Genomic DNA, 16,083 nt, shown 5'->3' with positions numbered 1-16,083 from the left:
GCGATGACCCAGAGCAACGCGCCCGACAACGACGTCGTCAAGGCACTGCGGGCGGCCGTCAAGGAGACCGACCGGCTGCGCAGGCAGAACCGGATGCTGCAGGCCTCGGCCACCGAGCCGATCGCCGTCGTCGGCATCGGCTGCCGCTACCCGGGTGGCGTGGACACGCCAGAGGCGTTGTGGGACATGGTCGCCTCCGGCACGGACGTGATCGGCGGCTTCCCGACCGACCGCGGCTGGGACCTCGACGCGCTCGCCGGCGGCACCACCGACGACCGCGGCAACGAGGTGAGCCAGAGGGGCGGCTTCCTGGACGGCGTCGCCGAGTTCGACCCCGGCTTCTTCGGCATCTCGCCCCGTGAGGCCGTCTCGATGGACCCGCAGCAGCGGCTGCTGCTGACCACCGCGTGGGAGGCGGTCGAGCGCGCCGGGATCGACGCGACGACGTTGCGCGGCACGAAGACCGGCGCGTTCGTCGGCACGAACGGGCAGGACTACGCCTACCTGGTCGTCCGCTCACTGGACGACGCGACCGGCGACGTCGGAACCGGCATCGCCGCCAGCGCCGTGTCCGGGCGGCTGTCCTACACGCTCGGCCTGGAGGGCCCGGCCGTCACCGTCGACACCGCGTGCTCGTCGTCGCTGGTCGCGCTGCACCTGGCCGTGCAGTCACTGCGCAGCGGTGAGTGCGGGCTCGCGCTGGCCGGCGGCGTGAACGTCATGGCCACGCCCGGCTCGCTCGTGGAGTTCAGCCGCCAGGGCGGACTGGCCCGCGACGGCCGTTGCAAGGCGTTCTCCGACGACGCCGACGGCACCGGCTGGTCCGAGGGCGCAGGCGTGCTGCTGCTGGAGCGGCTGTCCGACGCCCGCCGCCACGGGCACCCGGTGCTCGGCGTCGTCCGCGGCTCGGCGGTCAACCAGGACGGCGCGTCCAACGGGTTCACCGCGCCGAACGGGCCGTCCCAGCAGCGCGTGATCCGCGCCGCGCTCGCCGCGGCGGACCTGTCGACGTCCGATGTGGACGCCGTCGAGGCGCACGGCACAGGCACGCCGCTCGGCGACCCGATCGAGGCGCAGAGCATCCTCGCCACGTACGGCCGCGAGCGCGAGCATCCGCTGCTGCTCGGGTCGATCAAGTCGAACCTGGGCCACACCCAGGCCGCGGCAGGCGTCGCCGGCGTGATCAAGATGATCATGGCGATGCGGCACGGCGAGCTGCCCCGCACGCTGCACGCGGACCGGCCGTCGACGCACGTGGACTGGACGTCCGGGGCCGTCGAGCTGCTCACCGAGCCGCGCCCGTGGCCGTCGACCGACCGCCCGCACCGCGCTGGTGTGTCGTCGTTCGGGGTCAGCGGCACGAACGCGCACGTGATCGTCGAGCAGGCGCCGGCCGTCGAGCAGGCCGAGGAGCCGTCGCCGGAGCGCGCCCCGCAGGCCGCGCCGTGGGTGGTCTCCGCCCGGACCGCGGACGCGCTGCGCGACCAGGTCGCGGCGCTGCTGGATCGGGACCCCGCCTCCGCGCTCGACGTCGGGTACTCGCTGGCCACGACGCGTGCGGCGCTGGAGCACCGCCTGGCGGTCGTGTCCGGGCCGGACGGGTCGGACGCCCGGGACGCGCTGGCCGCATGGCTGGAGAACGGCGGCGGCCCCGGCGTCGTCGAGGGCCATGCGGCCGCCCGCGCGCGGGTCGCGTTCCTGTTCTCCGGGCAGGGTGCGCAGCGGCTCGGCATGGGCCGGGCGCTGCACGCCGCGTTCCCGGTGTTCGCCGGCGCGTTCGACGCCGCGCTGGAGCACCTGGACCCGTCGCTGCGCGACGTCGTCTGGGGCGAGGACGCCGACGCGCTGAACGAGACCGGCGCGACGCAGCCCGCGCTGTTCGCGGTCGAGGTCGCGCTGTACCGGCTGCTGGAGTCGTGGGGCGTCGTGCCCGACGTGCTGGCCGGGCACTCGATCGGCGAGATCGCGGCCGCGCACGTGGCCGGGGTGCTGTCGCTCCAGGACGCCTGCGCGCTGGTCTCGGCCAGGGCGTCGCTCATGCAGGCTCTGCCCGCGGGCGGCGCGATGCTTGCCGTCGAGGCGACCGAGGACGAGGTCACGCCGTTGCTGACCGACGGGGTGTCGGTCGCGGCGGTGAACGGGCCGTCGTCGGTCGTGGTGTCCGGGGCCGAGGATGCCGTCGCGGGGATCGAGTCGGAGTTCCGGTCCCGGGAGCGGCGGACCTCGCGGCTGTCGGTGAGCCACGCGTTCCACTCGCCGCTGATGGACCCGATGCTCGAGGACTTCCGCGCCGTCGTCGAGACGCTGACGTTCGCCGAGCCGGAGATCCCGTTCGTCTCCACGCTCACCGGCGCCCCCGCGGGCACGGAGCTGTCCACCCCGGACTACTGGGTGCGTCACGTCCGCGAGGCGGTCCGGTTCGCCGACGGCGTGGCCGCGCTGCGCGACGCGGGTGCGGGCGTGTTCCTGGAGCTCGGCCCGGACGGTGTCCTGACCGCGCTCGCCGCGCAGACCGCACCGGACGCCGTCGCGATCCCGGTGCAGCGCAGCACTCCCGACGGCGACCACGACGAGGAGCGCGCGGCCGTCGCGGCGCTCGCGCACCTGCACACCGCGGGCGTGCGGGTGGACTGGGCCGCGTTCTTCGACGGCACCGGCGCCACACGCACCGACCTGCCGACCTACCGGTTCCGCACCGACCGCTACTGGCCGGAGGTCGGGCGGCACGCGGCCGCCGACGCCGCGGGGCTGGGCCTCGCCCCGGCCGAGCACCCGCTGCTCGGCGCCGCCATGTCCGTCGCCGGCTCCGACGAGCTGCTGCTCACCGGCACGCTGTCGCTGTCCACGCACCCGTGGCTGGCCGACCACCGCGTCGGCGGCATGGTGTTCTTCCCCGGCACCGGCTTCCTGGAGCTGGCCGTGCGCGCCGGCGACCAGGCCGGCTGCGACCGGGTCGACGAGCTGATGCTGGCCGCGCCGCTGATCCTCCCCGCGTCCGGCGGCGTGGCCGTGCAGATCGCCGTCGGTGCCGCGGACGACGACGGCGGCCGCGACGTGCGCGTGTTCAGTCGTCCGGCGGGCGGTGACCCGGCCGGCGAGGACGCGGACTGGACACAGCACGCGACCGGCCGGCTCGGATCCGGCGAGCGGACCATCCCGCTGGACACGACGCAGTGGCCGCCGCCGGACGCCGAGCCGGTCGACATCGACGGCCTCTACGACCGCTACGCCGGCAACGGCCTGGTCTACGGCCCGGTGTTCCGCGGGTTGCAGGCCGTGTGGCGCCACGGCGACCAGATCTTCGCCGAGGTCGCGCTCCCGGACGACGTCCCGGACGCCGGCGAGTTCGGCCTGCATCCCGCGCTGTTCGACGCCGTCCTGCACAGCACCGTGTTCGCCTCCGCCGACGGCGACGACCGCAGCCTGCTGCCGTTCGCCTGGAACGGCGTGTCCCTGCACGCGTCCGGCGCGACGGCGCTGCGGGTGCGGGTCACGAGCGCGGGCGAGGACGCCGTCCGGATCACCGCGACCGACCCGCAGGGCGAGCCGGTGATCTCCGTGGACTCGCTGACGCTGCGCGCCGCCGGCCCGGACACCGGCGACCCCGGTCGCCGGGAGAGCGGCTCGCTGTTCCGGATGACCTGGACGGCGCACGAGCTCGTCGCCCCGTCCGAACCGCTGACCTGGGTCGTGCTCGGCGAGGACCGGCTGGGCGCGACGGATGCTCTCACCGGCGCCGAGGCCGTCGGCGGGCCGGCCACGATCGCCGACCTCGCCGAGCTCACGGGGCCGCCGCCCGCGGGGTCGACCACGACGGGCGAGACCGCCGCCACGACGCCGACGACGGCGGCTGACTCCGCCGACCCGACCGCCACCGCTTCGATCCCGGACGTCATCGCGGTTCCCCTGACCGCCACCGGCACCGGCCCGGACGCCGCGCACGCGCTCACCCGAGACGTGCTGAAGCTCCTCCAGGAATGGCTCGCCACCGACGATCTCGCCCGGGCACGCCTGGTGTTCCTCACCCGGGGCGCCGTCGCCGACGGGAGCGGCAGCGAGCTGGACCTGGCCGTCGCCCCGGTCTGGGGTCTCGTGCGCAGCGCCCAGTCCGAGAACCCCGGCCGGATCCTGCTGGCCGACATCGACGACACGGATGAGACCCTCGCCGCGCTCCCGACCCTGCCCGCGCTCGTCGACGACGGCGAGCCCCAGGCCGTCGTCCGCGGCGGCGAGGTGCGGGTCGGCCGGCTGGCCGGCCTGGAGTCCGGCCCGGCGCTCGTCCCGCCCGCCGGGACGCCGTGGCGGCTCGGCTGCCGGAACACGGGCAGCCTCGACGGCCTGGAACTGGAGGCCCACCCGGACGCGCTCGCCCCGCTGACCGGCCGCGAGGTCCGCGTCGGCATCCGCGCTGCCGGCCTGAACTTCCGCGACGTGCTGAACGCGCTCGGCATGTACCCCGGCGACGCGGGCCTGTTCGGCTCCGAGGCGGCAGGCGTCGTCACCGAGGTCGGGCCGGACGTCACCGACCTCGCCGCGGGCGACCGCGTCACCGGGATGCTGTTCGGCGGCTTCGGCCCGCTCGGCGTCACCGACGAGCGGATGCTCACGCCCGTCCCGGACGGCTGGGACTGGGAGACGGCCGCGTCGATGCCGCTGGTGTTCCTCACCGCCTACCACGCGCTGGTCGACCTGGCCGGGCTGCGGGCGGGGGAGAGGGTGCTGGTCCACGCCGGTGCCGGCGGCGTCGGCATGGCCGCGGTGCAGATCGCCCGCCACCTCGGTGCCGAGGTGTTCGCGACGGCGAGCGAGCCGAAGTGGGACGTGCTCCGGTCGCTCGGTGTCGCCGACGACCACATCGCGTCGTCGCGCACCCTGGACTTCGCCGAGCGGTTCCCGGCCGGCCTGGACGTCGTGCTGAACGCGCTGTCCGGGGACTTCGTCGACGCGTCGCTGGGGCTGCTCGGCGACGGCGGCCGGTTCCTGGAGATGGGCAAGACCGACATCCGCGACGGCGACGGCCTCCCGGACGGCTTCACCTACCGGTTCTTCGACCTCGGCGCCGTCGACCCGGACCGGCTCCGGTCGATGCTGCGCGAGCTCGTCGACCTGTTCGACGCCGGAGCGCTGGAGCCGCTGCCGATCCGCAGCTGGGACGTGCGCCGCTCGGTCGACGCGTTCCGGTTCATGAGCTCCGCCCGGCACGTCGGCAAGATCGTGCTCACGGTGCCGCCCGCGCTCGACCCGGACGGCACCGTGCTGGTCACCGGCGGCACCGGCGGGCTGGCCGCCACGCTGGCCCGCCACCTCGTCGCCGAGCACGGTGTCCGGAACCTGCTGCTGACGAGCCGACGCGGCCTCGACGCCCCGGGCGCCGGGGACCTGCGCGACGAGCTCCTCGAGGCCGGCGCGGACGTGACCGTCGCGGCCTGCGACGTCGCCGACCGGGACGCGCTCGCCGCGCTGCTGGACGCTGTGCCGACCCTGACCGCCGTCGTGCACACCGCGGGCGTGCTCGACGACGGCACCGTCGCGTCGCTGACCGCCGACGGCCTGGACGCCGTGCTGCGGCCGAAGCTCGACGCGGCCTGGCACCTGCACGACCTGACCCGGGACCGCGACCTCGCCGCGTTCGTCCTGTACTCGTCGACGGCCGGCGTCATGGGCGGCCCCGGCCAGGGCAACTACGCGGCCGGCAACACGTTCCTCGACGCGCTCGCCGCGCACCGCCGCGCGCTCGGCCTGCCGGCCACGTCGCTCGCGTGGGGCGCCTGGGAGCAGGGCGCCGGCATGACGACCGACCTCGCCGACCGCGACGTCGACCGGGTCGGCGAGGGCAGCGGGATGCCGCTGCTGTCCGTCGAGCGTGGCCTGGCGCTCTACGACGCCGCGACCGTCGCCGACGAGCCGCTGATCCTGCCGCTCGGGCTCACCGGCGCGACCGTGCCCGGTTCGGCGGACACCGTGCCCGCCGTGCTGCGCGGCCTGGTCCGGTCCGGCGGTCGCCGGCGCGCCGGTCAGGCGGGCGTCGCGAAGGCCGGGCTGGCCGAGCGGCTGGCCACGCTGCCCGACGACGGGCGCGCGCCGTTCCTCGTCGACCTCGTCCGCACCGAGGCCGCGACCGTGCTCGGCCACGGCTCCGCCGACGGCGTCGACGCCCGGCTGGAGTTCCGCCGGCTCGGCTTCGACTCGCTCACCGCGATCGAGCTGCGCAACCGGCTCGGCACCGCGTCCGGGCTGACGCTGCCCGCCACGCTGATCTTCGACTACCCGACGCCGGAACGGCTCGCCGCCTACCTGCTCGAGGAACTGTCCGGTGTGGACGTCGCCGCCGGCGCCGCGCCGGCCCCCACGGCGACCGCGGACGCCGACGACCCGATCGTCGTCGTCGGCATGGGCTGCCGGTTCCCGGGCGGGGTCGCCTCGCCGGAGGACCTGTGGAACCTCCTCGACGCCGGCGCCGACGCGATCACCGGATTCCCGCCGGACCGCGAGTGGGACAGGCACCCGCCGATCGGCGGCGGCGAGGCCGCCGAGATCAGCGGACAGGGCGGGTTCCTGGACGACGTCGCCGCGTTCGACGCCGCGTTCTTCGGCATCTCGCCCCGCGAGGCCCTGGCCATGGACCCGCAGCAGCGGGTCGTGCTGGAGGTCGCCTGGGAGGCCGCCGAGCGCGCCGGCATCGACCCGCACTCGTTGCGCGGCAGCAGCACCGGGGTGTTCCTCGGGATCAGCGGCCAGGACTACTCCGGGCTGGTCATGCGCTCGGCCGACGACATCGCGAGCCACGCCACCACCGGTCTCGCGGTCAGCGTCGCGTCCGGCAGGCTCGCCTACACGCTCGGGCTGGAGGGCCCGGCGCTCTCGGTGGACACGGCGTGCTCGTCGTCGCTGGTGTCGGTGCATCTCGCCGCGCAGGCGCTGCGGACCGGCGAGTGCACGATGGCACTGGCCGGCGGCGTCACAGTGATGACGACGGCGGCGAACTTCACCGGCTTCTCCCGGATGGGCGGGCTCGCGCAGGACGGGCGCTGCAAGGCGTTCTCCGACTCCGCCGACGGCACGGGCTGGTCGGAAGGCGCCGCCGTGCTGGCGCTGGAGCGGCTGTCCGACGCCCGGGCGAACGGGCACCGCGTGCTCGCCGTGGTCCGCGGCTCCGCCGTGAACCAGGACGGCGCCTCGAACGGCCTGACCGCGCCCAACGGCCCCGCCCAGCAGCGCGTGATCCGCCAGGCGCTGGCCGACGCCGGACTGTCCACGTCGGACGTCGACGCGGTCGAGGCGCACGGCACCGGCACCTCGCTCGGCGACCCGATCGAGGCCCAGGCGCTGATGGCCACGTACGGCCGGGACCGCGACCCGGAGCGCCCGCTGCTGCTCGGCTCGGTGAAGTCCAATCTCGGCCACACCCAGTCCGCGGCGGGCGCCGCCGGGCTGATCAAGATGATCATGGCGATGCGGCACGCGACGCTGCCGCGCACGCTGCACGTCACCGAGCCGTCGTCGCACGTGGACTGGTCGGACGGCACCGTCGCGCTGCTCACCGAGCCGACGCCGTGGCCGGAGACCGACCGCGCCCGCCGGGTCGGCGTCAGCTCGTTCGGGATCAGCGGCACGAACGCGCACGTCGTGCTGGAGCAGGCGCCTGCCGAGGACCCGGCACCGGAACCGGCCGACGAGCCGGCCGTCGTGGCCTGGCCGGTGTCCGCGCAGACGGACGCCGCGCTGGACGCGCAGGTCGAGCGCGTGCGGTCGGTCGCGGACGGCCTGCCCGCCACGGCCGTCGCCCGCACACTGGTGACCGGTCGCGCGCGCTTCGAGCATCGCGCCGTCCTGCTCGCCACCGCGGACGGGACGGTCGAGGCCGCCCGCGGCACGGCCGAGCCGCGGACGGCGGCGTTCCTGTTCTCCGGGCAGGGCGCCCAGCGGCTCGGCATGGGCCGCGCGCTGCACGCCCGGTACCCGGTGTTCGCGTCCGCGTTCGACGAGACCGTCGCGCTGCTCGACACCGAGCTCGGCACGTCGCTGCGCGAGGTCGTGTGGGGCGACGAGACCGACACCGGACGCCGGGCGCTGGAGCGCACCGGCGTCACGCAGCCCGCGCTGTTCGCCGTCGAGATCGCGCTGTACCGGCTCGTCACGTCCTGGGGCGTGCGGCCCTCCGCCGTCGCCGGGCACTCGGTCGGCGAGATCGCGGCCGCGCACGTCGCCGGCGTCCTGGATCTCGCCGACGCGTGCCGCCTGGTCGCGGCCCGTGCCCGCCTGATGGACACGCTGCCGGGCGGCGGCGCCATGGCCGCCGTGGAGGCCACCGAGCACGAGATCACCCCGCTGCTCGACGACCACGTGGCGATCGCGGCCGTGAACGGTCCGTCGTCGGTCGTCGTGTCCGGGGCGTCCGACGCCGTCGAGCGGATCGTGGCGCACGTCGCCGACCTGGGGCGGCGGACCACCCGGCTGGCGGTCAGCCACGCGTTCCACTCGCCGCTGATGGATCCGGTGCTCGACGAGCTCCGGTCCGTCGCGCAGTTCCTGACGTTCGCCGAGCCGCAGCTGCCGCTGGTGTCGCTGCTGGCCGACCCCGACCCGTCGACCCCGGAGCACTGGGTGCGGCACGCCCGCGAGCCCGTCCGGTTCGCCGACGGCGTGACCGAGCTGGCCGGGCGCGGCGTCACCGCGTTCCTGGAGATCGGGCCCGACGGCGTGCTGTCCGCACCCGCCGCGGCGACGGTCCCGGCCGGGACGGTCGTCACCCCGGCACTGCGTGCCGACCGCGACGAGGAGGTCGCGCTGCTCACCGCGGCGGCCCGGCTGCACGTCGCGGGCGTCGACGTCGACTGGACGGCGACCCTGAGCGGCGACACCCGTGGCGCGGACCTGCCGACCTACCCGTTCCAGCGCGAGCGGTTCTGGCCGCGGCTCGCCGATCCGGCTCCCGCCGGCGACGGCGCGGACGCCGAGTTCTGGTCCGCCGTCGAGAGCGACGACGTCGCCTCGCTGGCCGTTCGCCTCGGCGTCGACGGCGAGCACCTCGGCGCGATACTGCCCGCGCTCGCGGCATGGCGCACCCGGCGCCGCGCGGACGCCGACGTCGCCCGCCTGCTGCACCGCGAGACCTGGCGGCCGCTGCCCGCGCCCGCGGCGGCGCCCGCCGCCGGTGCCCGGCTCGTACTCGTCCCGGAGCCGGCGGCCGCCGATCCCTGGGTCGACGTCGTCGTCGCCGCACTCGATCCGGACGCCCTGCGGATCGACGTCGCGCCGGAGTCGACCGGCCGGGCCGCCCTGTCCGCGCTGCTCACCGAGCACGCCGACACCGGGCTGACCGGCGTGGTCTCCCTGCTCGCTCTCGACACCACTCCGAACGCCGACGCCGTGCCGGCCGGGCTCGCCGCCACGGCGGCGCTCGTCGCGGCGATGGCCGACACCGGGGTCGAGGCGCCGCTCCATGCCGTGACGCGCGGCGCCGTCGCGCTGCCCGGCGAGACGCTCGCCGATCCCGCGCAGGCCTCCGTCTGGGGTCTGGGACGGGTCGCGGCGCTGGAGCTGCCGCTCACCTGGGGCGGTCTGGTCGACCTGCCGCCCGATCCGGACGACGCGACGGCCGGCGGGCTCGGCGCCGTGCTGGCCGGGGACGAGGACCAGGTCGCCCTTCGCCCGACCGGCGCCCACGGCCGCCGGATCACCCCGGTCCCGGTGGCCGACGGCGAGACCGACCCGTGGACCCCGACCGGCACCGTGCTGGTCACCGGCGGCACCGGCGCGCTCGGCGGGCACATCGCCCGCTGGCTCGCCGCGGGCGGCGCCGGCCACGTCGTGCTGCTCGGCCGCCGTGGGGAGGACGCGCCCGGCGCTCCCGAGCTGCGCGCCGAGCTGGAGGAGCTCGGCGCCCGCGTCACCATCACGGCCTGCGACACGGCCGACCGCGCGCAGCTGACCGCGGTGCTCGACGCCATCGGGGACGACCTCACCGGCGTCGTGCACGCGGCGGGCGTCCTCGACGACGGCGTGCTCACCGGGCTCACCCCGGACCGGTTCGACGGCGTGTTCCACGCGAAGGTCGCGCCCGCGCTGCTGCTCGACGAGCTCACCCGTGAGCGGCGGCTGGACGCGTTCGTCCTGTTCAGCTCCGTCGCCGGCGCCGTCGGCAACCCGGGCCAGGCCACCTACGCGGCAGCCAACGCCGGGCTGGAGGCGATCGCCCGGCGCCGCACCGACGATGGGTACCCGGCGACCGCGATCGCCTGGGGCGGCTGGGCCGGCCGCGGAATGGCCGCGGACGGGCACGACGGTGGCGCCGGCCGGATCACGCCGGAGGTCGGCGTGCGGGCGCTGGCCCGCGCCGCGGCCGACCCGCACCCGACGGTCGTCGTCGCCGACCTGGCCGACGCCCGGCACCTGGAGGAGCTGCTCTGGCTGCGGCCGTCCCCGCTGCTCGCCGACCTGCCGGCGGCCCACGAGATCGCGAAGGCGGCCGACCGGAGCCGCGCCGAGCGCGCGGACGCCGCCGCCGGGCTGCGGGCCCGGCTCGCCGAGGCGTCCCCGGACGAGCGAACGGCCGTCGCCCTGGAGCTCGTGCGTGGCACGGTGGCGTCCGTGCTCGGGCACTCCGGCCCGGACGCGATCACGCCCGGCAGGGCGTTCCGCGATCTCGGCGTCGACTCGCTGACGGCCGTCGAGCTGTCCGGAGGGCTGGCCGGCGCCACCGGGCTGTCGCTGCCGCCGAGCCTCGTGTTCGACCACCCGACCCCGCGCGCGCTGGCCGAGCACCTCGTCGCGGAGCTGCTCGGCGACGACGCTCCCCGGACCGTCACGCCGGCGGCGGCCGAGCTCGACGACGACCCGATCGTCGTCGTCGGCACGGCCTGCCGGCTGCCCGGCGACGTCGGGTCGCCGGAGGACCTGTGGCGGATGCTGGCCGAGGGCCGCGACGGGATCGGACCGTTCCCGGACGACCGCGGCTGGGACCTCGGCGTCCTCGCCGGCGACGGCCAGGGCCGCAGCGCCACCCGCGAGGGCGGGTTCCTCTACGACGCCGCCGACTTCGACGCCGCGTTCTTCGACATCTCGCCGCGTGAGGCGCTGGCGATGGACCCGCAGCAGCGCCTGCTGCTGGAGACCGCGTGGGAGGCGCTGGAGCGCTCCGGATCCGACCCGAACGCGTTGCGCGGCAGCCGGACCGGCGTGTTCGTCGGGACGAACGGGCAGGACTACGCCGGGCTGCTGATGCGCTCGCCGGACGACGTCGAGGGACACGCGGGCACCGGGCTGGCGGCCAGCGTGCTGTCCGGGCGGCTGTCCTACGTGTTCGGGTTCGAGGGCCCGTCGGCGACCGTCGACACGGCCTGCTCGTCGTCGCTCGTCGCGCTGCACTGGGCCGCGAAGGCGCTGCGGGCCGGTGAGTGCGACCGGGCGCTGGCCGGCGGCGTCACCGTGATGGCGACGTCGACGAGCTTCGCCGGCTTCACGCGGCAGGGCGGGCTCGCCCCGGACGGGCGGTGCAAGTCCTTCGCCGAGGGCGCCGACGGCACCGGCTGGTCCGAGGGGGTCGGCCTGCTCGTGCTGGAGCGGCAGTCGGTCGCCGAGCGCGAGGGGCACGAGATCCTCGCCGTCGTCCGCGGCTCCGCCGTCAACTCCGACGGCGCGTCCAACGGGCTGACCGCACCGAACGGCCCGTCCCAGCAGCGCGTCATCCGCCAGGCGCTCGCGGCGGGCGGTCTCGCACCGTCCGACGTGGACGCCGTGGAGGCGCACGGCACCGGCACCGTCCTCGGGGACCCGATCGAGGCGCAGGCGCTGATCGCGACGTACGGCCGGGACCGCGAGCACCCGCTGCTGCTCGGCTCGGTCAAGTCGAACATCGGCCACACCCAGGCCGCCGCCGGCGCCGCCGGTCTGATCAAGATGATCATGGCGATGCGCCACGGCACGCTGCCGCAGACGCTGAACGTGGGCGAGCCGTCGTCGCGGGTGGACTGGTCGTCCGGAGCGGTGGAGCTGCTGACCGAGCCGACGCCGTGGCCGGAGACCGGACGCCCGCGCCGGGCCGGGATCAGCTCGTTCGGGATCAGCGGCACGAACGCGCACGTCGTGCTCGAGCAGGGGCCGGACCGCGCGCCACAGGACGCGGGCGAGGCGCCCGCCGTCGTGCCGTGGGTCGTGTCGGCCCGCTCGGCGGCGGCGCTCGACGCCGGCGCGGCCGGTCTGTCCGAGATGGACGAACCGATCGCCGACGTCGCGTACTCCCTGGTGGCGGGCCGTTCCCCGTTCGAGCACCGTGCGGTGCTGCTCGCCGACGCCGACGGAACCGCCGAGGTCGCGCGCGGGCAGGCGGCCGAGTGCCACACCGCGTTCCTGTTCTCCGGGCAGGGCTCCCAGCGGGTCGGCATGGGCCGGGTGCTGCACGCCCGGTACCCGGCGTTCGCCGCGGCGTTCGACGAGACCGTGGCACTGCTCGACACCGAGCTCGGCACGTCGCTGCGCGAGGTCGTGTGGGGCGACGAGCAGGAGACACTGGACGACACCCGGTTCACCCAGCCGGCACTGTTCGCCGTCGAGGTGGCGCTGTACCGGCTGCTGGAGTCGTGGGGCGTGCGCCCGGCGGCGGTGGCGGGCCACTCGGTCGGCGAGATCGCGGCCGCGCACGTCGCCGGGGTGCTCCCGCTCGCCGACGCGTGCCGGCTCGTCGCGGCCCGGGCGCGGCTGATGTCCGCGCTGCCCGCCGGTGGCGCGATGCTGGCCGTGGAGGCGACCGAGGACGAGGTCACGCCGCTGCTGGGCGACGACGTGGCGATCGCCGCCGTGAACGGGCCGACATCGGTCGTCGTGTCCGGCGCGGAGGCGGCCGTCGCGGCCGTCGAGGAGCAGCTGGCCGACCGGCGGACGACCCGGCTGCGGGTCAGTCACGCGTTCCACTCGCCGCTGATGGACCCGGTGCTCGACGAGTTCCGGGCCGTCGCGGAGTCCCTGACCTACGCCGAGCCGCGGCTGCCGCTGGTGTCCCTGTCGGCCGACCCGAACCCGTCGAACCCGGAGCACTGGGTGCGCCACGTCCGTGAGGCCGTGCGGTTCGCCGACGGCGTCGCGGAGCTGGCCGGGCGCGGTGTGACCGCGTTCCTGGAGGTCGGACCGGACGGCGCGCTGTCCGCGATGGCGCGCTCGTGCCTGGAGCCCGACGCCGTCGTCGTCCCCGCCCTGCGCCGCGACGCCGACGAGGAGCGTGCCCTTCTCACGGCGCTCGGCGGGCTGTACGTGGCCGGCGTCGACGTGGACTGGACGGCTGTGCTGCCCGGCGGGCGCCGGGTCACGCTGCCCACCTACCCGTTCCAGCGGGAGCGGTTCTGGCCCACCGCGGCCGTCGCGCCCGCAGACGCGGGCGGTCTCGGACTGCGGGCCGGTGGTCACCCGCTGCTCGGCGCCGCGACGACGGTCGCCGGGTCGGACGAGCTGCTGCTGACCGGCCGGGTCTCGACCGCGGCGCAGCCGTGGCTGCGCGAGCACGCGGTGCTGCCCGCCGCCGTCCTGGCCGAGATCGCCGTGCACGCCGGCGACCAGGCGGACGCCGCGACCGTCGAGGAGCTGACCGTCACCGAGCCGCTCGCGCTGTCCGGCGAGCAGGCCCGCCTGCTGCAGGTGCGCGTCGGCGCACCGGACGACGACGGCCGCCGCACGCTCGACGTGCACAGCCGCCCGGAGTCCGGCACCGACGAGCGATGGACCCGGCACGCGACCGGCGCGCTGGCCGCGACCGGAACGACCCCGCCCGCCGCGGACCCGGTGTGGCCGGCGGAGGGTGCGCAGCCGACCGACCTGCCCGGCCCGTTCGGTCCGGTCACCGTCCGCGGCGCCTGGACCGCGGGTGACGCGCTGCTCGTCGAGCTGGAGACGGCCGACCGCCCGGCAGGAGCGCCGTTCACGCTGCATCCCGCGCTGCTCGACGCCGCCGTCCGCTCCGGCCTCGACGGAGCCGACGTGGTCACCTGGCGGGACCTCGCGGTGCACGCCGCGGACGCCGCGGTGCTGCGGGTCCGCGCCGTCGACCGCGGGGACGGGACCCGGGAGCTCACCGCGACGGACGCGCAGGGTGCTCCGGTGCTGACCGCCGGTGCGCTCACGCCGGGCGAGACCGCCGCACCGCAGGAGGGCCCCGACGCGACCGGCGACGGCGCGCTGCTGGTCCTCGACTGGATCGCGGCGCCCGACGTGGCGACCGACGACACCGGGCGGTGGGCCGTGCTCGGCGCCGGCCTGCCGGAGCTCGACGGCGTGACCCGGGCCGGCACCCTGACCGAGCTGCTGGAGGCGGGCGAGGCGCTGCCGCCGGTCGTCGTCGCACCGGTGGACGGGCGCGAGGGCGCGCTGCCGGACGCCGCGCACGACACCACGACCGCCGTGCTGGAGCTGCTGCAGACCTGGTCCGGTGACGCCCGGACGGCCGCGTCCCGCCTCGTCGTCGTGACCCGGGGGGCCGTCGCCGCCGGACGGGACGACCACGTGCACGACCTCGGCGCCGCCCCGGTGTGGGGCCTCGTCCGGTCCGCCCAGACCGAGGACCCGGGCAGCGTCGCGCTGCTCGACCTGGACCCGGCGGGCGGGACGGACGGTCTGTCCGCCGTGACCGGGCTGATGGACGTGGGGGAGACGCAGGCCGCCGTGCGCGACGGTGCGCTGACCGTCGCGCGGCTGGTCGCGGCGCAGGAGCAGGAGACGCCGGACCGCAGCTGGGACCCGCAGGGCACGGTGCTGGTCACCGGCGGCACCGGCGGGCTCGGCGGGCTGCTCGCCCGGCACCTCGTCGCGCACCACAAGGTGCGGCACCTGCTGCTCACCAGCCGCCGCGGCGCGGCCGCGCCGGGTGCGGCCGAGCTGCGCACGGAGCTCGAGGAGCTCGGGGCCGAGGTCACGATCACGGCCTGCGACGTCGCCGACCGCGGTGCGGTGGACGACCTGGTCGGGTCGGTGCCCGATGAGCACCCGCTGACCGCCGTCGTGCACACAGCGGGCGTGCTCGACGACGCGACGATCGGCTCGCTGTCCGCCGAGGCCGTGCACACCGTGCTGCGCCCGAAGGCGGACGCGGCGTGGCACCTGCACGAGGCCACCCGGGAGCTGCCGCTGGCCGCGTTCGTCGCGTACTCCTCGGTCGCCGGCGTGACCGGCGGCCCGGGCCAGGGCAACTACTCGGCCGCGAACGCGTTCCTGGACGCGCTGGCCGCACACCGTGCGGCGCAGGGGCTCCCGGCGCTGGCACTGGCGTGGGGGCCGTGGTCGCAGGAGTCCGGGATGACCGCGGCGCTCGGCGACGCGGAGCGCGAGCGCACCGAGCGCTCCGGGATGCCGCCGCTGGACCCGGAGCAGGGTCTCGCGCTGTTCGACGTGGCGACCGCCCGCGACGACCGGTTCGTCGTAGCGGCCCGGTTCGCCGCCGCCGCGCCGGCCACCGGGGACGTCCCGGCCGTGCTGCGCGCGCTGGTGCGGGCCCGTCGCCGCACGGCGGCCGCGACCGAGGGCAGCGACGGCCTGCTGCGCCGCCTCTCCGGGCTCGACGCCGACGCCCAGCGTGCGGAGCTGCGGGAGCTGGTCCGCGGCGCGACCGCGGCCGTGCTCGGGCACTCCGGTACCGACGGCGTGCCCGCCGACCGGGACTTCAGCCGCATGGGCTTCGACTCGCTCACCGCCGTCGAGCTGCGGATGCGCCTGTCCGAGGCGACCGGCGCCCGCCTGCCGGCCACGCTCGTGTTCGACCACCCGACGCCGGACGAGGTCGCCGCCCACCTGGCCCAGACCGTGCTCGGCTCTGCCGGTGCCGGTACGGCTCCGGGACTGTCCGAACTGGACCGTCTCGAGAACGCGCTCGACCCGGGCGGCGTCGACGAGGACACCAGGGCCGGGGTCGCGGCACGGCTGCGCAGGCTGCTGGCGCGCTGGGACGAGCCCGCGAGCGACGGCGCCGACACGACCGGCGGGGTCGGCGAGCGCCTGGACGAGGCGAGCACCGAGCAGGTTCTCGCCTTCATCGACAACGAGCTCGGACGGTCGCAGGCGACCTGACTCGCCGCCCGACACGCGCCCGACACGATCGTCAGGAAG

General features: G+C 76.5%; 1 protein-coding gene. It reads left to right on the top strand.

The annotated features are described in order from the left end of the window. Positions 1–3: 3 nt before the first annotated feature. Positions 4–16,044 carry a type I polyketide synthase gene (locus EV378_RS36130; protein WP_243653210.1) on the top strand — a complete coding sequence of 5,347 codons (16,041 nt, stop codon included), beginning with the start codon at positions 4–6 and terminating at the stop codon, positions 16,042–16,044. Positions 16,045–16,083 lie beyond the last annotated feature (39 nt).

It is taken from the genome of Pseudonocardia endophytica, assembly GCF_004339565.1.
Taxonomy (GTDB): Bacteria; Actinomycetota; Actinomycetes; order Mycobacteriales; family Pseudonocardiaceae; genus Pseudonocardia; species Pseudonocardia endophytica.
This window is presented reverse-complemented; position numbering and strand designations above follow the sequence as displayed.